Genomic DNA, 25,587 nt, shown 5'->3' on the forward strand with positions numbered 1-25,587 from the left:
ATATAAGTTGAACTAATAAATTTCCACTGTAGATATTCCGCAAAACCACTCCGAGAAAAGCTTTGCTCAACTAAGCTGTTCACAGGCACTGGATGTTAAGCAAACCGGATAAATCGCCTCATGATACTGGACACAGCGTGAGAAATCCACATATAAAAAGGCTATCCTGAGTTATCAGGATAGCCTTTTTTTAATGTTACTTTTTATCTTCTTGAATCAAACGGACTGTTTCATCGAATTCTGCATCGATTTCAGCATTTGGCTTGTACGTCATCAAGCTGACAATCCACGTTGCTAACCAACAGAGGATAAAGCCAGGAATGATTTCATAGACACTGCCCATGAAGTTCGTGAGCTCAGTGGCTCCTGCTTCATCAGGTGCAGTACCCATAAGATTCCAAATGATAACGGTGACAGCACCGATGATCATACCAGTGAGCGCACCTTTAGCAGTGAGCTTGCGCCAGAACAAGGAAAGCAAAATGATCGGCCCGAATGCGGCACCGAATCCGGCCCATGCATAAGCGACTAAACCAAGAATGGTATTGTTCTGCTCCCATGCAAGTGATGCAGCAAGAACGGCGATGACAGCTACGGCAATGCGGCCGAGCATGACATAGGCTTTGGCGCTCGATTCTTTCTTAAAGGCGATTTTGTACAAGTCTTCGATCAATGCTGACGAGCTGACGAGCAATTGAGAAGAAATCGTACTCATGACTGCTGCCAGAACCGCCGCCAGAACGAAACCTGCGACTAGTGGGTGGAACAATACTTGGCTCATGTCCAAGAATACCGCTTCCGGATCAACTAATGTCGCTGTCGGATTTTGCTGGAAATAAGCAATCCCGACCAATGCAGTACCAGTGGCACCTAGTAGGCTAAGAATCATCCAGCCCATACCGATGCGGCGGGCAGTACGAACTTCCCCTAAAGTTTTAATGGCCATAAAGCGGACAATGATATGTGGCTGGCCGAAGTATCCAAGCCCCCACGCTGCGGCAGAAATAACGCCGATTGTGGATGCACCCGATACTAGATTCAGCATGTTCGGGTCGACTTCCCGTATGCTTGCTGCAGTTTCTTCCAATCCGCCGGTAACAAAAATCCCGACAGTTGGAACTGCAATAAGCGCCAGGAACATCATAATCCCTTGCACAAAGTCCGTGTAACTGACGGCGAGGAATCCGCCGAATAAAGTATAAGCGACAACTACCACCGAGCCTATTACGAGGCCAAGGTGATAATCCATTCCGAATGAGCTCTGGAAGAATAATCCAGAAGCTACCATGCCGGATGAAACGTAGAATGTGAAGAAAATTAAAATGATAATACCAGCAACGATTCGCAATAGACGCGAACTGTCTTTTAAACGATTTTCTAAGAAGCTTGGAATGGTGATGGAATCACTCGTGACAAACGAGTAGATCCTCAGGCGTGGCGCAACAAAGAACCAGTTCAAGAAGGCACCGACCGTAAGTCCGATGGCGATCCAGACTTCCACAAGACCTCCGAGATAAATTGCCCCCGGCAACCCGAGCAAGAGCCATCCAGACATATCGGAAGCCCCGGCACTGAGCGCCGCAACCGAAGGCCCAAGTCCCCTTCCTCCGAGCATGTAATCGGATAGGTTGGCTGTCTTCTTATACGCATACCAGCCAATGAATAGCATAGCTGCAAGATAAATGACTAAAGCTATAATTTGATAAATTGTATCTGTCATGACATCTCCTCCTTATTAAACACTTTAACATATTGAGTTTATATGAAAAGGGGGGGGTTGCGTTTTATTTCCTATTTAAATGGGGATAGAGGGGCAAGGAGGCGATAAATATGCCATGGAATAAGAAGGATTATCCGGATTCTTTCAAAAATTTGGATCCAGACATTCGCGAGAAGGCGATCGACATTGCCAATGCACTGTTGCGGGACGGTTACGAAGAAGGGCGCGCTATCCCCATTGCACTCGATCAAGCACGCGAAACAATCCAAGGTAATAAGGAATCTCCAATCTATGAAATCCGCAAGCATTCAGAAGGCTGGCAATTGAAGAAAAAAGACAGCAAAAAAGCCATCCTCATCGAAGAAACGAAGGATGACTTGATGGGGGAAGCGAAACGCTATATCCAACGCCATGACGGCGAACTGCATATTTACGCGGATGACGGTTCGCTTCAGGAAAAACTATATGACTGATGCAAAACGGCAGAACGCGAAAAGCCAGTACTTTTCCGTCCTGCCGCCTTTGCATTTCATCCTTTTTCCCGGTAGCGGGCAATGGCTTCGATGCGGTTGCTCGCTTCCAACTTGTCGAGAATTGTGGAAATATAATTTCGCACGGTGCCGGTCGTAATGAACAGTTCTTTCGCAATCTCTTTCGTGCTGCGTCCTTCCGCAATCAGCTCCATCACTTGCCGCTCGCGCTCCGTCAGCGGGTTGCTGTCCGCATAGGCAAGATCCACGAGTTCAGGTGCATAAATACGCCGTCCATCCATGATGGTGCGGATCGATGTCCCAAGCTCCTCGCTTGGGCTATCTTTCAATAAATAGCCGCTGACTCCCGCTTTTCTCGCCCGCTCGAAATAGCCGGAACGGGCGAACGTCGTCAGGATGATCGTTTTGCACGGATGGTCCTTCAACGCTTCCGCCGCATCCAATCCGCTTTTGATCGGCATTTCAATGTCCATGATGCAGACATCCGGATTCAACTCCTTCACCAAACGGACTGCTTCCTCCCCGTTCGGCGCCATGCCGACCACTTCCAAATCTTCCTCCAAATCCAGTAATGACCCGAGCGCACCAAGCATCATGCGCTGGTCTTCTGCTAGTACAATTCGAATCATGAATTTCTCCCCTCCGCTTTTTGATAGAGAATGACGTTCGGCACCCGAATATTCAATGTCGTGCCATCCATGACTTCAATGTCCACTTGACCATTGACGAATTCGAGCCGCTCCCTCATGCCGGCAAGCCCATGTCCTTGTATAAGCGGGTTCCCGTCCGGAAACCCGATGCCGTCGTCCTGCACTTGCACGAGGATTTCACTCGGCGATTGCTTGATCAGCACTGTACAACGGGTTGCCGCGCTGTGCTTGACGACATTGGTGACCGCTTCTTTCAAGCACATGCTCAGTACATGTTCCATCAATAACGGTGTATTATCGAGTTTGGCACTGCCATAAAAAACAAAATCGATATCGGCCGCTTTTAAAATTTGCTGGATACGCAGCAGCTCATCTTCTAGTTTGGTGCCGCGCATATCCGTCACCAGTTCCCGCACTTCTTTTAAGGCGGTCCTGGCCGTCTGGCGAACATCATGAATTTCTGCAGCTGCCCGCTTTGGATCCTTATTGATTAGTTTTCCCGCTAAATCACTTTTTAAGCCGATTAATGACAATTTCTGGCCGAGCGTGTCGTGAAGGTCGCGCGCAATCCGCTCGCGTTCTTCAATCAAGACAAGCTGGGAAATTCGTTTATTGGCATCTTCAAGCGCGCCTTCGAGCTTCTCGCGTTTGTGTCGGTTATACGTATTGAACGGCAATAGAATCACGCCGAGCACACTTAAAATGATAAACGGCAATTGTGAGATATATAACTCAAAATCAATGAGCAGCCCATAGGTGATCGCGGCAATGGTGGTGCCGATATGCAAGCCGTAGATGATGAAAAAACCGACTTTGCTGCGGATATTGCCGATGAAGAACGCAAGAAAAATCGCGAGATAAACATATCCGAACAGGAATATCATAGCGATGTTGATGGCCATCTCCACGCTGACCCACAGGTAGACGAGAAAAGATCTCGAGCTGAAGGACAAGCGGTATGCGACAAAAAATGCAACAAGCAACAAGATGCCTGCAACGATTTCAGCTGAAGATGAAGAACGGAAGATGAAAAAGAACGGCAAAACGCAAAATATCGTCCATGCATAAATGCTGAGCCAGGTGTTGCGGGGGAAAATTTGATACCAGTTTTGCATAACTGCCTCCTAAGATTTCTTTCCTTTCATCATACCAAAGCTTATGCGCAAAGAGAAAAACTGTATTTGTTTTAATGGGAATAAATCACTGCACTCTGTCTTGAACGTGTAGTTACGACAAAAAACTGTTCCAGCCACGCATAATGCGAAGCTGGAACAGTTAACCTTTATTGTTGCGATGTCCGGGGGTTGTCAAGCAAATGCTTGATGGCACCGAACGTCACAAAAGTTTTATTTTCTTCATCGTATACTTTATATTTCAAGGATTTCAAGCTTGTCTTCAGGTTGATTTTAGTTGCTTGCTGAAGAGGTGGTGCTGAAACATGCGCTTTTTCCAAATTGTAGTTCGGAACACGCGGGCTCAAGTGATGCACATGGTGGAACCCAATGTTTCCGGTAACCCATTGCAGCATTTTCGGCAATTCGTAATACGAGCTGCCATCTACTGCCGCTTTCACGTAATCCCATTCGCTTTCGTCTTCGAAATACGCATCTTCAAACGTATGCTGGATGTAGAACAACCAAATGCCGAGCGCACCAGCTGTGAACATGATCGTTCCCTGAATAAGCAGGAATGCCTGCCAGCCAATCGCCAAAATCATCAATGTATAAAGGACGACCAATGAGATGTTGATCAAATACGTATTGTTGCGTTCTTTTTTGCGTGCATCTTTGCGGTTGAAACGGCTGGAGATCAAGACAAGGAATAACGGGCCGACCCCGAACATAACAAGAGGGTTGCGGTACATACGATATTTGAAGCGTTCCCATTTGGAAGCTGCCACGTACTCATCGATTGTCATAACCCAAATGTCGCCGACTCCGCGTTTGTCGAGGTTGCCGCTCGATGCGTGATGGATTGCGTGCTCGCGTTTCCATTTTTCGTAAGCGAAAAGCGTTAATATGCCGGTAATCGTTCCGACGACTGCGTTCGCTTTTTTGTTTTTAAAGAACGACCCGTGTGTGCAATCATGGAAAATGATGAACGTACGGATGACAAAGCCTGCAGCGAGGATCGAAATTCCGACAGTCAACCAGACCGAAACACTAAGTGCCTGATAAGCTAAAAACCATAGGATTAAAAAAGGTGGAATTGTATTGGCCATTTGTTGAATGCTTGATTTGACGTCAGCTTTCTCAAAAGGGGCGACAAATTTGCGTAATTGCGCTGTTTTCTCTCTACTCATATCTTGTCTTCCTCCTAAAATGGGGCGTGCCCATTTATGTACTTGTTACATATCATATTACGCCCTCTCCACTTTCTCCATAAGACATAAACGTCTGTTTCTCAGCATGACACTTGTCATGGTTTGCACGATTTCCGCTTCTTTCTAAAATCAAGCAAAACATGTATACTTAACCGTACACAGAATAATCAGAATAGAGGTGAAACTTATGACGGGACTGGTCGCTGTCATTATGATTTTCTCCATCCCCCTAGTCGCCATCTTATCGGATTTTGTGCTTAAACAGAAAAAAATGAAGCAAAAGACGCTTCAAATGGAGTTGGAACTTGAAAAGCTGAAGCATGACAATTATGTCATCGAAACGCAGAAGCTTCGCCTTGAACTCGAGCAGATGAAACTTCAAGACGCGTTGAACCATCAAAAACAACTGGCGGAATAACAAAAAGGCGCACCTATAATGGTGAGCCTTTTTCTCTCGCCTCATTTTCATACTGTGCCTCGAAACTGGCTAGACGAATATTTCCTCTTCTATTTTTTTCAGCCCGTAGAAATAGCTTCGGCGGCCCATCAGTTCCGCATATGTGCCGCTTTCGATCAAGCGGCCGTTTTCCAGCACGAGAATTTGATCCATCGCTTCAAGCCCGGCCAAGTCATGGCTGATGACGACGAAGCTATCGTCTGCGTGCCGTGTGAACAATTCCTTGTAGATGGACTGTGCCGTCAATCCGTCAACGGAAGAAAACGGTTCATCTAACAACCAAAGCCGTTCCCTTTTCAAAAAGGCACGCGCCATCGCCAAGCGCTGCTTTTCGCCGCCGGATAAATTCCGGCCTTTTTCAAGCACAGGGGCAGACAACTCCAAATGCGCGAGCCGGACCAACTCTAGTGCTTCTTGCAATTGTTCGGGCCTTGCTTCGCTGCTTGCGATGCGCAAATTGCTTTCAATCGTTCCGGCAAAGAAATGATTGTCTTGCAACACGACATTCATGCGCTGCCACAAGCTTTCCGGCTGCGTGGTCGCAAGCATCGAGCCGCCGATTTGTACACTGCCTCCATCCGGCTCGATAACTTTCAATAACAGCAGCAACAGCGTCGATTTCCCTGAGCCGCTCGGTCCGACAATCGCTGTTTTGGAGCCTGCCGGCAAGTGGAAACTGATGTTCTCAAGCGCCAAGCGGCCATCACTCGGATAGTGGTAGGACACGTCATCCACGGTAATGTCAGGCAAGCCTTGTTTCATCAGCCCGGTGCTGTTATCCGGAGACTGGTCTACGACTTCTTCCAAGCGGCGTGCAGCAATGCGGCTTTCTTCAAAATAAGCTGGCAACGCTGCAAGCGGCCCTGTATTTTCAAACGCCCCTAATGATACCATGACGAGCATCGCCAAATACAAACCGGATAATTCACCCGTCGAGACAAAATACGCGCCGATCGCCAAGACAAAAAAGGAAGTCAAAAAAGCAAAAAGTGCATTGATCGATTGGACCCGATTTTCTTCGAGCCCTTCTTTTTGCTGTGCTTGTTCATAACGGTGCGCCTGCTCCTGCAAGTCCTCACTTTTCCGGTCGAGCGCCAAATGGATCTTCAAATCACGGAAGCCGTAAAGAAACTCAGCGGACGCCGCCGCAAACTCACCGCGGCTCGCTCTTGTCGTATGGCTTTTGTTGCGTCTCCGGTAAGCAAAAAACATAGGCAAGATGACGACCGAGAAAACCGCGCCGCCCAAAATGACGATTGCGACCGGCAGCGAGTAGAAGGACGTAAAGAATACCGTCGCCAACAGGACCATCCCCACGACAATCGGTGGATACAGAACGCGCAGCAGAAAGTTCTGCAAACTTTCCACATCGCCGACAATCCGAGACAACAGGTCGCCGCTCTTGTACCGCTGGAAAATACCGGGCGCTAAAGGCGACAAGCGTTCAAAAAGATTGCCGCGCAAATGGCCAAGCATCGTGAACGTCGCCCGGTGGGAAAATAACCTTTCACCGTAACGGGTGATGGCTGCTGCAAAACCGAACAATTTCAGCGACGCCGCCATGACGACCAAGGTGGTCATTTGTGCCGTCAATGCCGCCTTCGAAATCAAATATCCACTCGCACCGAGAAGTGCCACACCGGCAAGCCCTGCCAGGAAGCCGAACAACACAGCAAGTGCAACATCCCTTTTTTCCTTCAGCGTCAGCCAAAAAACGGCCTTTAAGTCACTCATGGATTTTACCTCCTTGCTGTGCATCGATCATGCGTCGGTAAGGCTCAAACTTCACTAGCAGCTCTTCATGCGTGCCAAACGCTGAGATCTTCCCGCCATCTAAAACGACGATGCGGTCTGCTTGCTGGATCGTATGAAGGCGATGAGCGATGGTGATGACCGTCGCTTCTTGCGAAAGCTCCGCAATCGCCCGCTGCAGCACTTGTTCCGTACGAAGATCAAGCCCCGCGGTCGGTTCATCGAAGAACACAAGCGATGGCTTTTTCAAAAAGGCACGTGCCAAGACCAAACGCTGCTTTTCACCGCCCGACAAACCGCGCCCCGCTTCTCCTACCAATGTGCTGAAACCGTCTGGAAGCGACTCCACAAGTTCCATAATCCCGGCTTTTTGTGCGGCACGCGCCAATTCCCCATCCGCCACTTGGCCAGTTGCCCCGATTACTATATTTTCTTTGATGGTACCGGAAAACACGTACGGATCTTGTGTGATGTAGCTCAAATTTTGGTACCATGCGACTTCACTGACTTGTTGCTGCGGAATGCCATTGATTAATAGACGCCCCTCGCTCGCCGGCAACAAGCCCGCCATTATGTTCATCAAGGTGCTTTTCCCGGATCCACTTGCGCCGATCAGCGCAGTTGTGGCCCCAGCACGGATATCAATGCTTATCGGCGACAACTGAAAACCGTCTCCGTATTGAAAGCCCACTCCATCAAGTGCCAAATGTACGGGTGCTTGTACGGGTGCACTTCCCCATTTAACCGGCTCCTGCTGCTTCGTGAGCTCTGCTTGGAGCAATTCCGAAGAGGAGATGCTTCCTCTTGCGGTATGGAATGCGCTGCCGAAATCCTTTAACAAATTAAAGAAATCTGGAACGAGCAACAGCACTAGAAAAGCCGGAAAAAAAGCGATGTTGTCGAATACGACGAGTCGTATCCCGATTTCGAGCGCCACGATGCCGATGCTGAGCATCGAAATGTATTCGAGTGTCAATGAAGACAAAAACGCCGATTTCAATACGTCCATTGTCGAATCGCGGAACTTCAAGCTATTGTCCCGGATCAGCTGGCTTTGCCGCTTTGCTTGCCCGAACAAACGCAATGTGGTCAAGCCTTGCAAAACGTCGAGGAACGTACCGGAAAAACTTGCCAGCTGTTCAACTTTCTCATCGGCCTTTTGCTTGGTGCGCTTCCCGACAATCGCCATGAATAATGGAATGAATGGTGCCGTTATTAAAATAATAAGGCCCGTCGTCCAGTTGAGGTAAAAAATGACCCCCAGCAGCATGAGTGGAATCGTATAGCTTTGAATCATTTGCGGGATGTATTTACTGAAAAAGCCGTCTGTCTCATCGATCGCTTCTAGCAACAGGCCGATTCGCCTGCCCGACTGTCCGGCAATCGATGCTTGCAGCGGATTTTCTTTATATGAATGAATGACATCACGCCGTAGATTGCGTCTCGCTTCTATTGATAGCATGATCCCGAGCCGCCCGATCCAATAGCTCGCGCCTGCACGCAGCAAAATCACCAACAGCAAGGCACCGAGCAACGGCAGCACTTCTTCAAAAGATGCCGCTTTTAGAAAGACCGCATCTGCCACCCAAACAAAAAACAAAGCTTGGCCTATCATCGCCAGCCCCTTCGTGAGTGATGCGAGGAACAACAAGCGGATGCGTTTGTTTTGCCGGTAGGCCAATTGCTTTAAATTCTCCATTCCCATCGCCCTTTCTTTCACTTAGCTCCATTATAAAGGAGGGGCTCCCCGATTCCTTTCGGGACGCCCAAGCAGCGTCTAGTTTTCAGAGTAATTGTTACAAATCGGTTCACATTTCCCAAAAAGAAAAGCCTTGCAGTGTGCCTGCAAGGCAGTAGTCGTAAATGATTGTTTACGGCTGTTTTCAGCCGGCATCGCATAAAACGACCGACTTCAACCATAGTGCATCTTCTTGAATTCTCTTCTTTAACCGACTTTCCGCACATTTCTGGTACTCATCCGTCAATTTCTTGATTTCGTATTCGAAAACCACTTTTTCTTCTTTTGTGATCATGCTAATCACATCACCTTTCGACTTCGGCACTTGCAAGGCTGCACGTGATTTAGTATGTAATTCTATACCCTTTTTTCGCAAAGCCTACTCATCTTTTTTCAAATCAGCATCATTTATTTATTTAAATGAACAAGAAAATTGCAGAATAAATGATTAATCCTATTTCAAAAGAACTTAAATCTTTCCCCACCCCACTGCATGCGCCCCCCAAAAGTATATCTTTGCCGCTATTTATCGCTTCGAACTCTTGATCAATTGCCCTAAAACGCAAAAGATGATGAGGCTTGCCATAGCGACAAAAGATAGGTTTTTCAGGAAATCTCCCCTGCGCCCGACGCAAAAATACCAGGCGAATGAGTGGCTTCACCTGGTTTCTTGTGTCTATTAAGCTTTGTTCAACTCCCCCTGCGTTCAAGCATCGAAAACGAATCGCCTTAGCTTCCCTTCGCCCCTTCGCTTAACGCGATTTCTTCGGACATTTCGCGGAGTTTGAACTTCTGGATTTTCCCCGAGGCGGTCATCGGGTACTCTTCGATGAATTCGATAAAGCGCGGAACTTTATGGTGCGCGATCTTCCCGTGGCAATAGGCTCGCAGTTCTTCCGCGTCGAGCTTTTCGCCGTCTTTCAAAATGACCCACGCCATCAGTTCTTCTCCGTATTTCGGATCCGGCACGCCGACGACTTGTACGTCCTGGACAGAGGGGTGCTGATAGAGAAACTCTTCAATTTCGCGTGGGTAAATATTTTCCCCGCCGCGGATGACCATGTCTTTAATGCGGCCGGTGATGGAAATATAGCCGTCTTCGTCTTCGATCGCAATATCGCCGGTATGCAGCCAGCCCTCGGTATCGATTGCTTCTTTTGTCGCCTCTTCATTTTTATAATAGCCTTTCATGACTAAATAGCCTCGTGTGCACAGTTCGCCTGGCAAGCCTTTCACCACCTGTTCGCCGGTTGCCGGATCGATGATTTTCACTTCCACGCCGTCATGTGGTTTCCCGACGGTCGAGACGCGCTTTTCAATCGCATCGTCGGCACCGGTTTGGGTAATGACCGGCGATGATTCCGTTTGCCCATAAGCAATCGTAATCTCGCTGGCGCCCATATCGCTGATGACTTTTTTCATGACTTCGATCGGGCAGGTCGACCCCGCCATGATGCCGGTACGCAGTGTCGAAGTATCGAATGAGGCGAATTCCGGATGGTTCAATTCAGCAATGAACATCGTCGGCACGCCGTGAAGCGCGGTGCATTTCTCATCTTGCACCATTTGAAGCACGCGCTTTGGTTCGAATTGCTCGGCAATGACCATCGTTGTTCCGTGCGTCACCGCTGCAAGTGTTCCAAGCACACAGCCGAAGCAATGGAAAAACGGCACCGGAATGCACAAACGGTCGGTTTCATTCAAGTTCATCATATCGCCGACAAGGCGGCCATTATTGACGATGTTGCGATGCGTCAGCATAACGCCTTTCGGGAACCCTGTCGTCCCGGACGTATACTGGATATTGATGACCTCATCCGACTTCATCGAACGGAAGCGCTCTTCTAGCTGCTCATCCGCCACTCTTTCGGAGAAGGCTTCAAACTCACTCCATGTATAGATGCCCGGGTACTCATTGTCGCTCATAACAATGATGCGTTTGAGATGCGGCAGCTTCGGTGAGTCGAGTTGGCCTTTTCCAGCTTTGGCCAGTTCCGGACAAACTTGATTTAATACGTCAATATAGTTGGTGCCTTTAAATTCTTCACCTAAGATCAATGTCGTAGAATCCGATTGCTTCAATAAATATTCCAATTCACTCGCCTGGTAACTTGTGTTGACTGTTACCAGCACGCCGCCCATTTTACCTGTTGCGTATTGGCTCAAAAGCCATTCCCGCTTATTGTCGGACCAGATGGCGATATGCTCGCCTTTTTCTATGCCGAGTCCCATGAACGCTTTGGCCAGCTTATCGGTTTCCTGATCGAATTCCGCGTAAGTTTTGCGGATGCCTCTCTCTGGATAGACATAAGCTTCCGTGTCCGGAAAATTTTTCGCTTGCTCCCGCACAATTTCGCCCACTGTTTTATCGAGAATTACCATTTCACTGCCCCCTAGTTGAAAACGTTTTCATCCCACGTATATTATCGCAAAATTCCAAATAAAAGGAAAGCACCTTCTCCGCCTTGCGAACTCGCCCCAAACTGCGAGGCGTGATAAAATGGGGCTATCATAAAGACGGAAGGAATTTTCCATGGAACTCCAAACTATGCACGAGCAATTTGCGGAAAAACTGCAGAACCACACGCTCATCAACGCCACCATCAGCCAGCCGCGCCAAAAATCAGCAGACTTAAAACGGGTTAAACTTAAACCGGTTGAACTGAAAGAAGGCTACCGCATCCAGTTCGAATACCAATATGAACAGATTTTGAAGCATCAAAACCTGTCAGTCGAACAAGCCGCTGCTGAACTTGAACGACTGTTCACCGAGTTCCGCCAAGGCTTGTTCCAGTTCACCGACGAAAAAGTCCAGATCCAATTGACCAAAAAGTTCAAAGTGAGCTTCAAATCCGAAGCCGCCGAGCGCCAGCCCGCCGACCTGTCCCACAACCGGAAAAAATCCTATTTGCTCGAAGACGGCATTGCGTATCCGTTCCTTGTGCGGCTCGGCGTCCAGTCGCCGGATGGCAAAGTCAAAAAACAGAAATACGACAAATTCCGCCAGATCAACCGCTTCATTGAATTTATCGACGACGCACTCGACCACCTGCCAAAAGACCGGCCGATCCGCATACTCGATTTCGGCTCCGGCAAATCGTATTTGACCTTCGCGCTGTATCATTATTTGCGCATCGAAAAAGGCCTCGACCTGCGCGTCACCGGACTCGATTTGAAAAAGGGCGTCATCGAGGACTGCCAGAACATCGCCCGCGACCTCGACTATGAGCAGCTCGAATTCCTCGTCGGCGATATCAACGATTACGACAAAGACACCGCAGTCGATATGGTCGTCACCTTGCACGCCTGCGATGTCGCGACCGATATGGCGCTCGCCCGCGCCGTCAAATGGAACGCCGGTGTCATATTGAGTGTCCCGTGCTGCCAGCATGAACTCAACAGCCAAATCAAGTCCTCGCCGCTCGATGTCATACTCCAGCACGGCTTGATCAAAGAACGCTTCAGCGCACTCGCGACCGATTCGATCCGTGCGGAACTTTTGTCCATGGTCGGCTACGAAACACAGTTGATGGAATTCATCGACATGGAGCACACACCGAAAAACATTTTGATCCGCGCCTATCGCACGAATCGAAAGCCGGCTCCCGGACAGCTTGAGCGCTACCGGGAATTCACCAAGCTGTTAAGCGCTAAACCATTTCTTGAAAACGAATTGAAGGAGCTCTTATGAAACGCAAAAATCTTGTAAACGGCATGATTCTCGCTTTTTCCGTCATCCTCATCCGCTTTATCGATGTCCGCGTCTACGACATGCCGCTCATTGTGACACTGGTCCTGTTGATGGCTTTAATCTACGGCGGCATAAGGCTCGTCGAACGCTTCCCAGCACTCGATGAACCCGTCAGCAAGAAAATGTCGTTCATCACCAACACTTTGGTTATCATCACCATATTCACGGCGTTCTTTGTGCTTGAATTGTAAATAGAACTGCGCAAAAAGGAATCAATGATCCTCGTTGATTCCTTTTTGTTATGTATTTTTTGCGTGTAAGTTGATGATTGGATCTCTAGAGTCAACGGAATCACCATTCATGCAGTCGTCACAAAAGATCCGCTGCACACTCCCGTATTGAGCCAGAAACCCGTGAGCGCGCGGCTGCTTTGACATTTTGTTGGTTTTTTGTGTCCTAGGATGCTACCGCTTCAGTACGATTCATCGGCTGGAGTTCAAGCTTTGGAAGAATAGTGAATCCCAAAAAAAACTTCATACATTTACAAATTCGGATAATCACCTCACTACATAAAAGCAGACGCTTTACTCATCACATTATTTGAAAGAGTAATTAGGTTAGCTATCTCACTAAAGCTAGAGATGAAGCTCCTACCTCATACTCTCTGTACACATCTCTCTTTTAAACTATAAAAAAAGCCGCCCCTTTAGAAGATGGCGGCTTTTTATTATTCACAATATCCAGTTAAGGCGCGTTGTCGTTCGGCTTTTCTTCCGCCTGTTCTTTCACGACCGACTCGATATAAGTTTTCACCGGCGCAAGCGTCAGCTCAAGATGGCTCGTCTCCAAATTCTTTTGCAAATAATCCAGTTGATGATCTTCCACGGCATCCGACTGCAGATTCAGCACATTGTTAATATACAGCATGCCTTCGTTGGTCGCCATCGGAGTGTCGACGCCTTCTTGCTCTTGCTGTTCGACAGCCTCCAATCCGCGCACCAACCCTTCTGCTTTCAACTCTTCCATCGCCTCAGCATAGCGCTCTTCACTGATTCCTTCTGACAAACTTGCATCGAGTTGTTTCACCTCTTCGAATGTCGCGCCTTTATAATACTGCGCGTAATATGCCATGAGTACTTGTTCTTTCTCCTGCAACTCTTTCATATACCTAAACCCTCCATATATTCATTGTTAATTCCTTTATTCCCCGTTTAGCAGTTCTTAAGCATCTCGGATTTCCAGAAAAACGAAACTTTCCAGGCGTCCAATCGTTAGTACTGAAGGATACATAACGGAAAGAAGGTGGCTCTCATGAGCAATGAAAAAATTGTCGAGATTCGCAAGCTCTCGAAGACGATCGGCAACAAACAGATCATCAAAAATTTGAATTTGGATCTCCATAAAGGGGAAATCATCGGATTTCTCGGACCGAATGGCTCCGGTAAAACGACGACGATCCGGATGATGGTCGGACTGATGCGCCCGACAGAAGGCGATGTTCTAATCAATGGCAAATCAGTTCGCCATGATTTTGAAGCAAGCATCGAAAAGGTCGGCGTCATCGTCGAAAACCCAGAAATGTACAAGTATATGTCTGGCTATAAAAACCTGGTACATTTCGCACGCATGCATAAAGGTGTCACGAAAGCTCGCATCGATGAAGTGATCGAGCAAGTTGGCATGCAAAACCGCATCAAGGAAAAAGTCGGATCGTATTCACTCGGCATGCGCCAGCGGCTTGGGCTCGCACAAGCCCTTCTCAACGATCCGGAGTTTTTGATTTTGGATGAGCCGACAAATGGCCTCGACCCTTCAGGCATCCGCGAATTCCGGATGTATTTGCGCAAAGTCGCCAGTGAAAACAATGTCGCCATTTTCGTCTCCAGCCATTTGCTGTCGGAGATTGAATTACTGTGCGACCGGATCGCCATCATTCAAAATGGTGAACTGATCGACATAAAAAATGTCAACGAACATCAGAAATCCCGTTATTACATAGAAGCAAAGCCTGCAGAACAGGCAAAACAAGTGCTCGAAGAAATCGGTTTTTCCGTGCAGCCCCATGACCGCGGCTATTTGATTGATACTGAACCTGAACATATCCCAGGCGCCGTCAAATTGCTCATTACCGCTGGTATTGACTTGTACACGATCCAACCGCACCGCACGACACTTGAAGATCAATTCCTGGAAATGACTGGAGGCGGCGAAATTGCTCAAGCTCATACAAAATGAATGGATGAAATTATGGAGTAAAAAAGCGACATGGGTCATGGCCGGACTGCTCATCGTTCTCCTTTTCGCCAGTGCGGGCATCACCAAATGGATCGGTTCCACATCCCCGGCACCTGAAGCTGACTGGCAGGAAATGGCTACGATGGACATGGTGATGTATCAGGACCAATTGCAAAACCCGGATCTCGGCGCGGCCCAGACGGATTTTTATGAACAGCAAGTTGCCATTACCGAATACCGCTTGGCGAATGATGCGGCACCTTTCGAAACCGAGAGCCTGCAGCAGCAAGTGCTTGACTCCCATTTGATGTTGTCGCTCGTGACATTGTTCACTGTCATCGTCGGCGCAGGAATTGTCGCTGCCGAATTCTCGCAAGGGACGATTAAAATGTTGCTGACACGTCCAGTCAAAAGATGGAAAATACTTACATCTAAATATGTTACCACGATGCTCTTTGCTTTATTGTTTGCGGTGATAACGATTGCATCGACCGCTGTTGCGGGCTTGATATTCTTCGGTATTGGAGACGGCACGTTCTTAGTATGGAACGGTTCGGAAGTTGTCGAAGGCTCTTATTGGGCAGAAGCATTAAAGCTTTCAGTGCTCAGTCTGGCTAGCACTTGGATGATCGGGACTTTCGCGTTCATGCTCGGGACGGTTTTCCGTTCCAGTTCACTGGCAATCGGTGTCTCGATTTTCCTGATGTTTGTAGGTGTGCAAGTCGTCTTCCTCCTGCAACGCTTTGAAATCGTCAAATATTATTTGTTCACCCATACGGATTTAACTCAATTCTATACTGGCTTTATGCCGGTTCCAGACATCACGATGACGATGTCATTAATCGTATTGACTGTTTATTTCCTCATCTTCATGGTGATCAGTTATTGGACATTCGCAAAGCGCGATGTAACTGCATAATACGCAAAACGGCCCTTGAACATAAGTTCAAGGGCCGTTTTTTCAATTCAGTAAGCAATACCGACACGGCTTTTCAGGAAGTCATCGGATTCCAGTTGCTCGTAAGCGAACAACGCGGTATCGCCTGCCGTAATTTCTTTGCCGTCTTCCGGCAAGTAATTTTTTTCAAAGCGGAAATAGCCTTTCGGTTTCCCGTCCGGCAAATACGTCGGACAGACGATCGTCCAGTCCAAATCACTTTGTTCCAGCGTTTTATAGGCTCTTTCATGCTCTTCAGCGGCAAACGTCAATTGACGCTTGGAATCGCCGCCTTGATAGCGGAGCAATCCGGGGCTGAAGCGGCTATTTAGAATGCCAGCTGTGCCAATTGTAATCACGCGCCGCACCCCTTCCGCTTCCATCGCCTGGACGATGAGCGGTGTCGCATCCGATAAAGTGGTCGTACGATCGGTTCCAATCGCGCTAATCACAGCATCCGCTCCTTGTACCGTTCGCCGGATATCCTCTGCATTTCGGACATTCCCGACGATGATTTCAAGGTTGTCGTGAGGATCGAAATCCGCAGTCCGCACAAGGGCCTTCACTTCATTCCCGTCCCGAAGTGCCATTTTGATGATATATCTTCCTACTCTTCCCGTGGCCCCGAATAACGCAATTTTCATCACTGATCACCCTCCTCTAAAGTAACAGCCAGCATTTGCCACTGCATCTATTTGAATAGATAGCCGCGCTTCGCCAATACTTCTTTAAGGTCCGGGCGATGCGGTTTTTTCAGGAACGCAGCCATTTGTTCGCTCCATGTTGCCATTTTTTGGTTGCTCGTGCGTCCCGCGTAGTATTGCGTAACCGTCTCATCATAAGCAGGCAAAAGTTCTGCATATTTTGTTTCGTCGTATTCATTTTCATGGAGAATGGCTTCTACTGGAAGGCGCGGCTTGACTTCATTTGATTCATTCGGAACGCCGACAGTCAATCCGTATACAGGAAAGACGCCTTTTGGAAGACCCACAAGTTCGCTGATCTCTTCCATATTATTGCGGACGCCGCCGATATAGCAAATGCCGTAACCTTTAGATTCGGCAGCAAGCACCAAGTTCTGCGCAAGCAGTCCGACGTCCGTTACAGCGACCAATACGTTTTCCGCCTGATCGAATACAATTTCTTCACCTTGCATTTTGACGGCATGCCCGAGGCGGTTATAGTCCGCGCACATAAGGAACACTGCGCCTGCCCCTTCCATCTGTTTCGGGTTTTTCGATAGCTCACCGAGGCGTTTGCGCTTGTCTTCGTCCGTCACCCAGACGATTGAATACGCTTGCACGAAATGGGAAGTTGCCGCATGCTGTGCCGCTTCGATCAATTCACTGACTTGCTCCCGCGTCAATTGCTGTTCTTTATAATTGCGGACCGATGCATGTGATTTCATCAACTCTATGACCATTATGTATCCCTCCAAAGAATCTGTTTCTCCTATCGTACCAAAAACTCCCGCCGGATACTTGCTTAAGGTTTTTTGTTACAATTATTTTATGAGGTGAAACCATTGAAAACATTCCGCACCGTTTTTTCCCTGCTGTTCCTCTTTATATTAGGTGCTTTTTTATTCGTGTGGATCGAGCGCGAAATGGAGATCCGCAAAGAACGCGCAGAACGCCCCCTGCCGACCGCTCTCCATCCGATTGTCGAAAACAAACGCGATGAGCTGATTGCTCGAGCCGACGACATCGGCATCGACATCGGCATCACCGATGGGTTCCGTTCGACCATTGAACAGGACCAACTTCACCAGCAAGGCCGCTCCGCCAACGGCAATATTGTCACTTACGCAGAAGGCGGTGAATCGTACCACAATTACGGCTTGGCGATCGACTTTGCTTTACGTCTGCCTGATGGTTCAGTCGTTTGGGACATCGAACGGGATGACAATGGCAGCGGGCGCCCCGACTGGTTCGAAGTCGCAGACATCGCCAAAGAGCTTGGCTTTGAATGGGGCGGCGATTGGGTCCGCTTTAAAGATTATCCGCATTTGCAGCTGGACTTCGGATTATCGATCCGCCAGCTACAAGAAGGCTATCGCCCCGAAGACGTTATCACGGATTGAACGTATATCTTTACGGAAAAACCTCATTTCTTCTCCTATGGAAACAGGCAATTCCGAATGAGCGCGACTAAAGCACCGGAATTGGGGTACTGTGCTTATATAGAATATATGCTCTATCTAAATGATTTCTGGTTTCAGAAATGGAAAGAGGTTGCCTGTGAATCAATTCGCCCTTGTCATTCCGGCTTATAAACCGGAGGAAACGTGCAAACTAACAATTGAAGAAGCGATTCAAGCCGGCTTTTCCCGGGTCATCGTCGTCAATGATGGCAGCGGGCCGGCTTTTGAAGGTTTTTTTGACGAGATCAAAGAAATTCCGGAAGTGACCTTGTTGCATCACGCCATCAATCAAGGAAAAGGACGGGCACTGAAAACCGTCTTCCATCATATCCTTAATCAAAAATTGCCGATTGAAGCCATAGTCACAGCCGATGCAGACGGCCAGCACTTGGTGTCGGATATGGTGAAAATCACTAAAGAGCTCGAAGCTTCACCAAACCACATCGTGCTCGGAGCAAGAGATTTTTCAAAGGCCGATATTCCGTTTCGCAGCCGCTTCGGCAATCGGTTTACGCGTCTATTGTTCCGCTTGTCGACCGGCTCGGTATTGACAGATACCCAAACCGGCCTCCGGGGCATTCCCGTAAAGTATTTACCGCGCTTGCTCGATGTGCTCGGCGAACGCTTTGAGTACGAAATGAATATGCTCGCCGCATTAAAGAAAAACTACATCCCGGTGTCGGAAGTGACGATCGAAACAGTGTATTTGGACGATAATAAATCATCCCATTTCCATCCGCTCCGGGATTCCTTTCATATTTACAAAGTGTTTTTATTGTATGGAATATCAGGGGCTGCTTCTTTCGGTCTCGACATCGGATTATTTTGGCTGTTCGTGCAGATTTTGCGCGAAGAATCACCCGAGATGTTCATCATCATCGCCACTGTTGCGGCCCGCATTCTGTCATCGCTGTTCAATTATTACATCAACCGCAACAAAGTCTTTAAACAAGGGTCGAAACAATCCTTGCTGCGCTATTATGTTTTGGCCGCCTTTATCATGACCGCTTCCGCCACTTCGGTTCACTTGCTGTATGCAGAGTGGCTCGGCCGCGGCGAAGTCATCTTGAAGGTGGTAGTCGATACCGTCCTCTTCATCTTCGGATTTGTCGCCCAGCGTGCGTGGGTATTCCGCAAAGAGTGATGGGCAGCCCTTATCAAAAAAAATCAAAAAAAGAGCGATAGCCGGAAGCTATCGCTCTTTTTTTTAATGCTCCGGACGTTTCGTTTCGGCCGGATCGGTGCGCCAAACTTCACCGTCTTTATATGTCATGCCTTCTGGGTAGCGTAAGTCCAGAACTTCTTCCTGTGCTTCTTTCGTCGGTGCTTTCGTCGCTAATGAGACGACAATGATCGTAATGAACGCTGCTGCTGCGCCGAAGACGCCTGCCCCAGTGTCAATGATGCCGAGTATTGTGAAGCCGCCATATTTAGCAGCGAAGATATACCCCAATGTGACGGTCAGGCCGACCAACATCCCGGCAATGACGCCTGGTCCGTTCGCACGTCTCCACCATACGCCGAGAATGAGCGCTGGGAAGAAGGTACCGGATGCGAGCGCGAACGCCCACGCAACGATTTGCGTAATCGCGCCCGGTGGATTCAATGCGACAATACCTGCCGCAACAGTCGCGACGATGATCGATACACGCCCAACGAAAAGACGCTTGCGCTCAGTCGCTTGCGGGTTGATCGAGCGGTAGTAAATATCCTGTGACAAGGCAGCGGAAATCGCGATCATCAGGCCGCCCGCTGTTGAGAGCGCCGCAGCCATCGCGCCGGCTGCCATTAAACCGATGACAAAGACGCCGAGGTTGGCGATTTCAGGCGTCGCCATGACGACGATATCGTTGCTGATGACAATTTCTTCCCATTGCAGAATCCCGTCTCCGTTCGTATCTGCAACCGATAAAGAACCGGTATTAACCCAAGATGCGGTCCAAGCCGGAAGATCTGCAATGGAAGAACCTGCCACTTGCGTCATTAAGATGAAACGAGAAAATGCAGCGTATGCTGGAGCTGACAAGTAAAGCAAGCCGATGAACAAAATCGCCCATGCTCCGCTCCAACGAGCCGCTTTCATTGTAGAAACAGTGTAGAAACGGACAATTACGTGAGGTAAACCGGCTGTCCCAGCCATCAAAGTAAACATAAGTGCAAGGAATTGCCATTTAGTTGCTTCCGTAAACGGAACGATGTATTCAGAGACACCGAGCTGCTGATCCAATAGCTGGAGCTCTCCGACAATTTGCCCGTAAGACATCCACGGAATCGGATTATTCGTCAGCTGCAAGGACATGAAAATAACAGGGATCAAGTAAGCGCTGATCAGAACCAAATATTGCGCTACTTGTGTCCAAGTAATCCCCTTCATCCCGCCAAGTGCCGAATAGAATGCGATCAAGACTACCCCGATGATTGTGCCCACCGCTGTATGTACTTCTAGTAGCCGTCCGATGACGACACCAGAACCCGATAGCTGGCCGATGGCATAGGTGAAACTGATAAGGATGGTAGCTACTGCGGCGATTAAACGCGCCGCGCTGCTGCGGTAGCGGTCACCGATGAATTCCGGAACCGTATAACGTCCTGATTTTCGGAGCTGCGGCGCCAGTAAAAAGGTCAAAAGCAAATATCCGCCAGTCCAACCCATAATATAGGCAAGCCCGTCATATCCGAGCAGCATGACGGTTCCCGCCAGCCCGATGAAGGAGGCAGCGCTCATCCAGTCCGCACCGATTGCCATCCCGTTGAATACTGCCGGCACGTTGCGGCCGGCTACATAGAAATCAGAAGTTTGCTTCGCCATATTGTAGACGGCGATGCCGATATATAATCCGAAGGTCACCAGGATTAATACAAGTGACACGAGAAATTGTGAATCCACTGCGTCTCCCCCTTTGTAAGTACAGGAACTTTGTATGGTCTTTCAATTATAAGCCGATGCTATTGCTTCTGGTCTTGGTCCAGACCAAACTTCTTATCGACCCGGTCATTGACGATGGCATTCACAAACAACAGAATAATGAAGATCAAGATTGCACCCTGCGCCCCCATAAAGTAATGGAACGGCATTCCATTGACGGTGAACCCTGATAGCTCTTCTGCAAAGAACACCACAACGAATGATGCCACAAATCCGATTAGTAAATAGATGGTGATCAATATAGTACGGATCCGAAAATAGGAATCCGCCTGTTTTTTATCGATTTTCCTCAACTCTCCCACCCCTTTGTCGATTTTGAAATCGAGTCATCTTTCCGCCATCATCCCCTTAACTGGAAAATAAAGCGGACCGTATCCACGAAAGGCAACGGCACCATAATGACTTTGACGAGCATGAATGTAAAAAGCGAAGCTACAGGAACTAAGAAATATAAAGGCTTCCGCTTTCTCAGCCCTGCGATTACTGACAAGATGGTGATGAGGCTCAAAGAAAGAACCCAAATCATCTACTCACTCCTTTTTTGAAAACGCTATCAAAACTTCATAACAGTAGACTAGACCTATGTTTCATCGTGAGCAAGCTTTCCTCCTTCCTTTCCATTTTAAGGATAACAGAAGTTTTCTTTTTCATTATTCTAAAACTTCTGCTAATTGTCAATGCATTTTTATAATGAGATTCAAATAAAATTTCTCTTGAAGCCAAAATGTTACGGTCAGAAATCTTGCTTACCAGTTGATTTGACGCGGAATTTACGCAAAAAAAATGAGCGTTCATTCATAAAAGAATGCACGCTCATTTTATTTTATTTTTTATACAGCTTTGTTGAACAGGCATCTTAATGAAGAAAAGCTGCTGTTTTTTTCTAATCAAACGTGCAAATATCAAATCCTTACAGACTCTCGCAACTGTCTAGTGGTCAGTCGAATGCTTTTATCAAATTGCCCATTTCGACTGCTGAAACGGCTGATTCATAGCCTTTGTTCCCGGCTTTTGTGCCAGCCCGTTCAATCGCCTGTTCTATCGTTTCCGTCGTCAGCACACCGAAGATGACCGGAACACCTGTCGACATGCCGGCTTGCGCGATGCCTTTTGCGGCTTCGCTGCAGACATAATCATAATGAGTCGTCGCTCCGCGTATTACGGTACCGAGCGCGATGACCGCGTCGTATTTTTTCGTTTCCGCCATTTTCTTCGCGATAAGCGGCAATTCAAATGCTCCAGGCACCCACGCCGTGTCGATGTTTTCTTTGCTGACGCCGTGACGCACCAAACCATCTACCGCGCCGTCCAATAGGCGGGATGTGATAAAGTCGTTGAATCTCCCCGTGACGATTCCTATTTTTAAATCCGAGCCGATTAAATTTGCTTCGTATACTGTTTCCATTTATGAACACTCCTCAGTCAATGATATGATGCATCCGATGTTTTTTTGTCGCCATATATTGTGTGTTGTCTTTTGTCGGTGGAATGATCAGCGCGAGCCGCTCTTCCACTTCAATACCGTATTCGACCAACGCATCGGTCTTTGCCGGATTGTTCGTCAGCAACCTCACACGCGATACCCCTAAGTCTTTCAGCATCATCGCGCATAAGGTATAGTCGCGCATTTCTGCCGGAAAGCCGAGCTGTTCGTTCGCCTCGACCGTGTCCAAGCCTTGCTCCTGAAGTTCGTACGCTTTCAGCTTGTTCAACAAACCGATGCCGCGCCCTTCCTGCCGCATATAAAGAATAATGCCTGCGCCTGCCTCTTCGATCAGCTCGAGCGATTTGCTGAGCTGGGCACCGCAATCACAGCGACGGGAATGGAAAATATCCCCAGTCAGACACTCCGAATGGATGCGGACAATCGGCGCTTCTTCTAACTCTGGATGGCCTTTGACAATGGCGACATGTTCTTCTGTATCCAGCCGGTTTGAATAGCCGACCATCTTGAACTCGCCGAAATCAGTCGGCATGTGGACAGTCGATTCGCGTTTGATGAGCGAATCTTTTTCTGCCCGGTACGCATATAAATCTTCGATTGTGATGAGCTTTATATCGAACTCGGCAGCCATTTTTTCCAAGTCCGGCATGCGTGACATCGAACCGTCGGGGTTCATGATTTCACAAATGACCGCTGCGGGTTCACTGCCGCTAATTCTTGCCAAATCGACTGATGCTTCTGTATGACCTTGGCGCTGAAAGACGCCTCCCGCTTTAGCGACGAGCGGAAAAATATGGCCCGGACGCTTGAAATCTTGTGGCACCGCTTTCGTATCAAGCATCTGCAAAATGGTGCTAGAGCGCTCGAATGCACTGATGCCTGTCGTCGCATCTTTATGGTCGATGCTTACAGTAAACGCCGTTTCGTGATGGTCGGTATTATTGCTGACCATTTGATCGAGCTTCAAGCGCAATGCAATGTCCGGCGAGACCGGCGTGCAAATAAGCCCTTTGCCGTGCGTGGCCATAAAATTGATGTTTTGCGGTGACGCATGCTCCGCGAGGCACACGAAATCTCCTTCATTTTCCCGTGATTCATCATCAACCAAAATAATGATTTTTCCTGACTGCAAATCCTTTACTGCTTCTTCGATTGTGTTTAGCATCGGTTTGCTCCTTTAAAATCCGTGACGCCGTAAATAATCGGCGTTCATCGGTTGTTTTGGCGCATGTTCCATAAAACGCTGCACATATTTTCCGAACATGTCGGTTTCGAGATTGACTGAATCGCCTATTTTTTTCCCGCCTAAAGTCGTTTCTCCAGCGGTATGCGGAATGAGTGATACCGTCAAATGGCTTTCACCGAGTTCAAAAATGGTTAAGCTGATGCCATCGACCGCCACTGACCCTTTAACGATGGACTGCGCAATGAGTTCGGCTGGCGCTGTAATATCGATATACAGTGCATTTTCCTGAGGCCGCTTGCGCAGAATCTTTCCGACACCATCGACATGGCCGGCAACAAGGTGGCCGCCGAAACGCCCATTTGCGGCCATCGCGCGCTCCAAATTGACGGCACTCGAAGTGCTTAAAGAAGAAAGCGTTGTTCCGTGATAGGTTTCCGGCATGACATCCACCGTAAAGCGGTCACTCGATAAAGACGTTACCGTCAAGCACACCCCTTCAACGGAAATGCTGTCGCCAATTTTTGTATCTTCAAGCACAAGCTTTGCACGGATGATCATTTCCATACTGGACGTGCTGCGCTTTGTGCCCGCGAGCTGTCCTGTTTCTTCGATAATGCCTGTAAACATCTCTGTCACTCCTTCAAGGTGGAAGTGATTTTCAAGTCGTTGCCGATACGCTCCACAGTCTGCGTCTCCAGCCGGATGCCGTTTTCTGCAGCACCAGTCTGAAGGTCGCCAAATACGGAAACGGTTCCCGCGTCGCCGAGAATGACGGGAGCAATATAAGTGACGATTTCATCCACTTGCCCGCTTTTTAAAAATGCGGTATTGATTTTTTGTCCGCCTTCCACCAAGACAGACAAAACATTGTGCTCAGCAAGCAATTTCAATGCCGCCGCGATTTCAACGCGCGAACCGTCCACTTGCAGAACGGTGACATGCGCCGGAAACTGCGCTGCACGATTTTCAATATCGGCATTCGAGCCGGCAATGATCCAAGTAGGGGCATCAGGCACTTGGATGATGTGGCTTTCTAGCGGAATACGCAAATCGTGATCCAACACAACGCGAATCGGCTGCTTCTCGGAATCAGCGAACCGATTGGTCAAGCGCGGGTTGTCGAGCGCCACGGTTTGTGCGCCGACTAAAATGGCATCGTGCAGAAAACGCAGTTTGTGGACATCCTGCTGTACTGCGGGTCCTGTGATTTTCTCGGAGCGTCCGCCACGTGTAGCGATTTTACCATCCAATGTGATGGCGTGTTTCAATGAAACAAAAGGGCGATTTTTGCGGATAAAGGTAAAGAACATCCGGTTCAGCTCGAGTGCTTCAGCTTCACAGACACCGATCTCCACTGTAATTCCGGCGGATTTAAGCTTCTTGACACCATTACCTGAAACGAGCGGATTCGGATCGAGCACTGCGACAACGACACGCCGAATGCCAGCGCGGATAATCGCATCTGCACACGGCCCTGTCCGGCCGTAATGGCTGCAAGGCTCAAGCGTCACGTATAAATCCGCATCTTGTGCCGCACTTCCTGCCATACGGAGCGCATGGACTTCTGCATGTGCTTCGCCTGCTTTCAAATGGGCGCCCATACCGATAATGCGGCCATTCTTGACAATCACCGAACCGACGAGCGGATTAGGGGATGTTTGCCCGGCGGCTGATTTCGCCAAATCAAGTGCTTGCTTCATGAATTGCTGATCGTCCACTGAATCACCTCTTTTAAAAATAAAAACCCATTGACTGATCAATGGGTTAGAAGACAATTGGAAATAAAACTATAGCGAATACTATAATTTCCGTGTTCTTCCTTCTCCCATCCAGACTTTAACTGTCGGCTTTGGACTTGCACCAAATCCTGCCCCGAAAGGCTCACGGGCTTCGA

26 protein-coding genes are annotated in these 25,587 nt (G+C 48.4%); 8 read left to right on the forward strand and 18 right to left on the reverse strand.

Annotation, left to right across the window (positions count from 1 at the left end; all coding sequences use genetic code 11):
- Positions 1 to 196: 196 nt before the first annotated feature.
- Complete coding sequence (gene putP, locus J7E21_RS00665) at positions 197 to 1,720, reverse strand: sodium/proline symporter PutP (protein WP_215103794.1); 1,524 nt, start codon at positions 1,718 to 1,720, stop codon at positions 197 to 199.
- 110 nt (positions 1,721 to 1,830) lie between these two features.
- On the opposite strand from putP, the gene J7E21_RS00670 reads away from it, so the two are divergent.
- Positions 1,831 to 2,193, forward strand: a complete 363-nt coding sequence (locus J7E21_RS00670) for a DUF2188 domain-containing protein (protein ID WP_215103795.1) — start codon at positions 1,831 to 1,833, stop codon at positions 2,191 to 2,193.
- A gap of 56 nt (positions 2,194 to 2,249) precedes the next feature.
- Here the strand turns inward: J7E21_RS00670 and J7E21_RS00675 are convergent, their stop codons facing one another.
- From J7E21_RS00675 to desA, 3 genes are all read right to left on the reverse strand, one after another.
- Positions 2,250 to 2,840 (reverse strand): response regulator, encoded by a 591-nt coding sequence (locus J7E21_RS00675; protein ID WP_215103796.1) that lies wholly within the window; start codon positions 2,838 to 2,840, stop codon positions 2,250 to 2,252.
- Entirely contained in the window at positions 2,837 to 3,976 is a 1,140-nt protein-coding gene (locus J7E21_RS00680; protein ID WP_215103797.1) for a sensor histidine kinase, read from the reverse strand. Before J7E21_RS00680 ends, J7E21_RS00675 begins: the two co-directional genes overlap by 4 nt.
- Positions 3,977 to 4,143: 167 nt before the next feature.
- Positions 4,144 to 5,163 carry a Delta(5) desaturase DesA gene (desA, locus tag J7E21_RS00685; RefSeq protein WP_215103798.1) on the reverse strand — a complete coding sequence of 340 codons (1,020 nt, stop codon included), beginning with the start codon at positions 5,161 to 5,163 and terminating at the stop codon, positions 4,144 to 4,146.
- Between the two features lie 208 nt (positions 5,164 to 5,371).
- Here desA and J7E21_RS00690 point away from each other — a divergent pair, with 208 nt between their 5' ends.
- Positions 5,372 to 5,602, forward strand: coding sequence for a hypothetical protein (locus J7E21_RS00690; protein WP_215103800.1), 231 nt, complete (start codon positions 5,372 to 5,374; stop codon positions 5,600 to 5,602).
- Between the two features lie 69 nt (positions 5,603 to 5,671).
- Here the strand turns inward: J7E21_RS00690 and cydC are convergent, their stop codons facing one another.
- The 4 genes from cydC to J7E21_RS00710 form a co-directional block, all read right to left on the reverse strand.
- Positions 5,672 to 7,375 (reverse strand): thiol reductant ABC exporter subunit CydC, encoded by a 1,704-nt coding sequence (cydC, locus tag J7E21_RS00695; protein WP_215103802.1) that lies wholly within the window; start codon positions 7,373 to 7,375, stop codon positions 5,672 to 5,674.
- On the reverse strand, positions 7,368 to 9,092 hold the full coding sequence (gene cydD, locus J7E21_RS00700) for a thiol reductant ABC exporter subunit CydD (RefSeq protein WP_215103804.1): 1,725 nt from the start codon (positions 9,090 to 9,092) through the stop codon (positions 7,368 to 7,370). The genes cydC and cydD overlap by 8 nt, the downstream gene beginning before the upstream one ends.
- A gap of 184 nt (positions 9,093 to 9,276) precedes the next feature.
- Complete coding sequence (locus J7E21_RS00705) at positions 9,277 to 9,426, reverse strand: hypothetical protein (RefSeq protein ID WP_215103807.1); 150 nt, start codon at positions 9,424 to 9,426, stop codon at positions 9,277 to 9,279.
- A 434-nt stretch (positions 9,427 to 9,860) separates the two neighbouring features.
- On the reverse strand, positions 9,861 to 11,513 hold the full coding sequence (locus tag J7E21_RS00710; RefSeq protein ID WP_215103809.1) for an AMP-binding protein: 1,653 nt from the start codon (positions 11,511 to 11,513) through the stop codon (positions 9,861 to 9,863).
- A gap of 151 nt (positions 11,514 to 11,664) precedes the next feature.
- On the opposite strand from J7E21_RS00710, the gene J7E21_RS00715 reads away from it, so the two are divergent.
- Entirely contained in the window at positions 11,665 to 12,822 is a 1,158-nt protein-coding gene (locus tag J7E21_RS00715; RefSeq protein ID WP_215103811.1) for a class I SAM-dependent methyltransferase, read from the forward strand.
- On the forward strand, positions 12,819 to 13,073 hold the full coding sequence (locus J7E21_RS00720) for a hypothetical protein (protein WP_215103812.1): 255 nt from the start codon (positions 12,819 to 12,821) through the stop codon (positions 13,071 to 13,073). The genes J7E21_RS00715 and J7E21_RS00720 overlap by 4 nt, the downstream gene beginning before the upstream one ends.
- 493 nt (positions 13,074 to 13,566) lie before the next feature.
- On the opposite strand, the gene J7E21_RS00725 is transcribed toward J7E21_RS00720, so the two are convergent.
- Complete coding sequence (locus J7E21_RS00725; protein ID WP_215103814.1) at positions 13,567 to 13,986, reverse strand: hypothetical protein; 420 nt, start codon at positions 13,984 to 13,986, stop codon at positions 13,567 to 13,569.
- A 147-nt stretch (positions 13,987 to 14,133) separates the two neighbouring features.
- Between J7E21_RS00725 and J7E21_RS00730 the strand changes: the two genes are divergently transcribed.
- Both J7E21_RS00730 and J7E21_RS00735 read left to right on the forward strand, forming a co-directional pair.
- Positions 14,134 to 15,057: an ABC transporter ATP-binding protein gene (locus J7E21_RS00730; RefSeq protein WP_215103816.1), complete on the forward strand. Its 924-nt coding sequence runs from the start codon at positions 14,134 to 14,136 to the stop codon at positions 15,055 to 15,057.
- On the forward strand, positions 15,035 to 15,976 hold the full coding sequence (locus J7E21_RS00735) for an ABC transporter permease (RefSeq protein WP_215103818.1): 942 nt from the start codon (positions 15,035 to 15,037) through the stop codon (positions 15,974 to 15,976). The genes J7E21_RS00730 and J7E21_RS00735 overlap by 23 nt, the downstream gene beginning before the upstream one ends.
- 47 nt (positions 15,977 to 16,023) lie before the next feature.
- On the opposite strand, the gene J7E21_RS00740 is transcribed toward J7E21_RS00735, so the two are convergent.
- Both J7E21_RS00740 and nfsA read right to left on the reverse strand, forming a co-directional pair.
- The gene (locus tag J7E21_RS00740) at positions 16,024 to 16,638 is read right to left on the reverse strand and encodes an NAD(P)-dependent oxidoreductase (RefSeq protein ID WP_215104190.1); all 615 of its coding nucleotides are present in this window, start codon (positions 16,636 to 16,638) and stop codon (positions 16,024 to 16,026) included.
- Positions 16,639 to 16,685: 47 nt separating this feature from the next.
- Positions 16,686 to 17,417 (reverse strand): oxygen-insensitive NADPH nitroreductase, encoded by a 732-nt coding sequence (gene nfsA, locus J7E21_RS00745; RefSeq protein WP_215103820.1) that lies wholly within the window; start codon positions 17,415 to 17,417, stop codon positions 16,686 to 16,688.
- A gap of 102 nt (positions 17,418 to 17,519) precedes the next feature.
- Here nfsA and J7E21_RS00750 point away from each other — a divergent pair, with 102 nt between their 5' ends.
- Together J7E21_RS00750 and J7E21_RS00755 are read left to right on the forward strand one after the other, a co-directional pair.
- The gene (locus tag J7E21_RS00750) at positions 17,520 to 18,077 is read left to right on the forward strand and encodes a M15 family metallopeptidase (protein ID WP_251047737.1); all 558 of its coding nucleotides are present in this window, start codon (positions 17,520 to 17,522) and stop codon (positions 18,075 to 18,077) included.
- Between the two features lie 157 nt (positions 18,078 to 18,234).
- Positions 18,235 to 19,281, forward strand: coding sequence for a glycosyltransferase (locus J7E21_RS00755; protein ID WP_215103822.1), 1,047 nt, complete (start codon positions 18,235 to 18,237; stop codon positions 19,279 to 19,281).
- Between the two features lie 63 nt (positions 19,282 to 19,344).
- On the opposite strand, the gene J7E21_RS00760 is transcribed toward J7E21_RS00755, so the two are convergent.
- The 7 genes from J7E21_RS00760 to ribD all read right to left on the reverse strand — a co-directional run bounded on the left by J7E21_RS00760 (position 19,345) and on the right by ribD (position 25,411).
- Positions 19,345 to 21,024: a sodium:solute symporter family protein gene (locus J7E21_RS00760; protein WP_215103824.1), complete on the reverse strand. Its 1,680-nt coding sequence runs from the start codon at positions 21,022 to 21,024 to the stop codon at positions 19,345 to 19,347.
- A 59-nt stretch (positions 21,025 to 21,083) separates the two neighbouring features.
- Positions 21,084 to 21,356, reverse strand: a complete 273-nt coding sequence (locus tag J7E21_RS00765; RefSeq protein WP_215103826.1) for a DUF4212 domain-containing protein — start codon at positions 21,354 to 21,356, stop codon at positions 21,084 to 21,086.
- A 47-nt stretch (positions 21,357 to 21,403) separates the two neighbouring features.
- Complete coding sequence (locus J7E21_RS00770) at positions 21,404 to 21,589, reverse strand: hypothetical protein (protein WP_215103828.1); 186 nt, start codon at positions 21,587 to 21,589, stop codon at positions 21,404 to 21,406.
- A 411-nt stretch (positions 21,590 to 22,000) separates the two neighbouring features.
- Positions 22,001 to 22,468: a 6,7-dimethyl-8-ribityllumazine synthase gene (gene ribH / locus J7E21_RS00775; protein ID WP_215103830.1), complete on the reverse strand. Its 468-nt coding sequence runs from the start codon at positions 22,466 to 22,468 to the stop codon at positions 22,001 to 22,003.
- A gap of 13 nt (positions 22,469 to 22,481) precedes the next feature.
- Positions 22,482 to 23,672, reverse strand: a complete 1,191-nt coding sequence (locus J7E21_RS00780; protein WP_215103832.1) for a bifunctional 3,4-dihydroxy-2-butanone-4-phosphate synthase/GTP cyclohydrolase II — start codon at positions 23,670 to 23,672, stop codon at positions 22,482 to 22,484.
- Between the two features lie 12 nt (positions 23,673 to 23,684).
- Complete coding sequence (ribE, locus tag J7E21_RS00785) at positions 23,685 to 24,320, reverse strand: riboflavin synthase (RefSeq protein ID WP_215103833.1); 636 nt, start codon at positions 24,318 to 24,320, stop codon at positions 23,685 to 23,687.
- Positions 24,321 to 24,325: 5 nt separating this feature from the next.
- Positions 24,326 to 25,411, reverse strand: a complete 1,086-nt coding sequence (gene ribD, locus J7E21_RS00790) for a bifunctional diaminohydroxyphosphoribosylaminopyrimidine deaminase/5-amino-6-(5-phosphoribosylamino)uracil reductase RibD (protein ID WP_215103835.1) — start codon at positions 25,409 to 25,411, stop codon at positions 24,326 to 24,328.
- Positions 25,412 to 25,587 lie beyond the last annotated feature (176 nt).

This window comes from Planococcus sp. ISL-109, from assembly GCF_018613655.1.
Classification (GTDB): Bacteria; Bacillota; Bacilli; order Bacillales_A; family Planococcaceae; genus Planococcus.

What these genes read in the sequence shown, in the direction of transcription:
- J7E21_RS00710 (WP_215103809.1), bottom strand. Translation starts at nt 11,513, where the DNA reads ATGGTAATTCTCGATAAAACAGTGGGCGAAATTGTGCGGGAGCAAGCG.
- J7E21_RS00720 (WP_215103812.1), top strand. Translation starts at nt 12,819, where the DNA reads ATGAAACGCAAAAATCTTGTAAACGGCATGATTCTCGCTTTTTCCGTC.
- J7E21_RS00690 (WP_215103800.1), top strand. Translation starts at nt 5,372, where the DNA reads ATGACGGGACTGGTCGCTGTCATTATGATTTTCTCCATCCCCCTAGTC.
- J7E21_RS00675 (WP_215103796.1), bottom strand. Translation starts at nt 2,840, where the DNA reads ATGATTCGAATTGTACTAGCAGAAGACCAGCGCATGATGCTTGGTGCG.
- J7E21_RS00730 (WP_215103816.1), top strand. Translation starts at nt 14,134, where the DNA reads ATGAGCAATGAAAAAATTGTCGAGATTCGCAAGCTCTCGAAGACGATC.
- J7E21_RS00715 (WP_215103811.1), top strand. Translation starts at nt 11,665, where the DNA reads ATGGAACTCCAAACTATGCACGAGCAATTTGCGGAAAAACTGCAGAAC.
- J7E21_RS00740 (WP_215104190.1), bottom strand. Translation starts at nt 16,638, where the DNA reads ATGAAAATTGCGTTATTCGGGGCCACGGGAAGAGTAGGAAGATATATC.
- ribH (WP_215103830.1), bottom strand. Translation starts at nt 22,468, where the DNA reads ATGGAAACAGTATACGAAGCAAATTTAATCGGCTCGGATTTAAAAATA.
- desA (WP_215103798.1), bottom strand. Translation starts at nt 5,163, where the DNA reads ATGAGTAGAGAGAAAACAGCGCAATTACGCAAATTTGTCGCCCCTTTT.
- ribE (WP_215103833.1), bottom strand. Translation starts at nt 24,320, where the DNA reads ATGTTTACAGGCATTATCGAAGAAACAGGACAGCTCGCGGGCACAAAG.
- cydD (WP_215103804.1), bottom strand. Translation starts at nt 9,092, where the DNA reads ATGGAGAATTTAAAGCAATTGGCCTACCGGCAAAACAAACGCATCCGC.
- J7E21_RS00670 (WP_215103795.1), top strand. Translation starts at nt 1,831, where the DNA reads ATGCCATGGAATAAGAAGGATTATCCGGATTCTTTCAAAAATTTGGAT.
- J7E21_RS00725 (WP_215103814.1), bottom strand. Translation starts at nt 13,986, where the DNA reads ATGAAAGAGTTGCAGGAGAAAGAACAAGTACTCATGGCATATTACGCG.
- cydC (WP_215103802.1), bottom strand. Translation starts at nt 7,375, where the DNA reads ATGAGTGACTTAAAGGCCGTTTTTTGGCTGACGCTGAAGGAAAAAAGG.
- J7E21_RS00780 (WP_215103832.1), bottom strand. Translation starts at nt 23,672, where the DNA reads ATGCTAAACACAATCGAAGAAGCAGTAAAGGATTTGCAGTCAGGAAAA.
- J7E21_RS00770 (WP_215103828.1), bottom strand. Translation starts at nt 21,589, where the DNA reads ATGATTTGGGTTCTTTCTTTGAGCCTCATCACCATCTTGTCAGTAATC.
- J7E21_RS00705 (WP_215103807.1), bottom strand. Translation starts at nt 9,426, where the DNA reads ATGATCACAAAAGAAGAAAAAGTGGTTTTCGAATACGAAATCAAGAAA.
- putP (WP_215103794.1), bottom strand. Translation starts at nt 1,720, where the DNA reads ATGACAGATACAATTTATCAAATTATAGCTTTAGTCATTTATCTTGCA.
- nfsA (WP_215103820.1), bottom strand. Translation starts at nt 17,417, where the DNA reads ATGGTCATAGAGTTGATGAAATCACATGCATCGGTCCGCAATTATAAA.
- J7E21_RS00680 (WP_215103797.1), bottom strand. Translation starts at nt 3,976, where the DNA reads ATGCAAAACTGGTATCAAATTTTCCCCCGCAACACCTGGCTCAGCATT.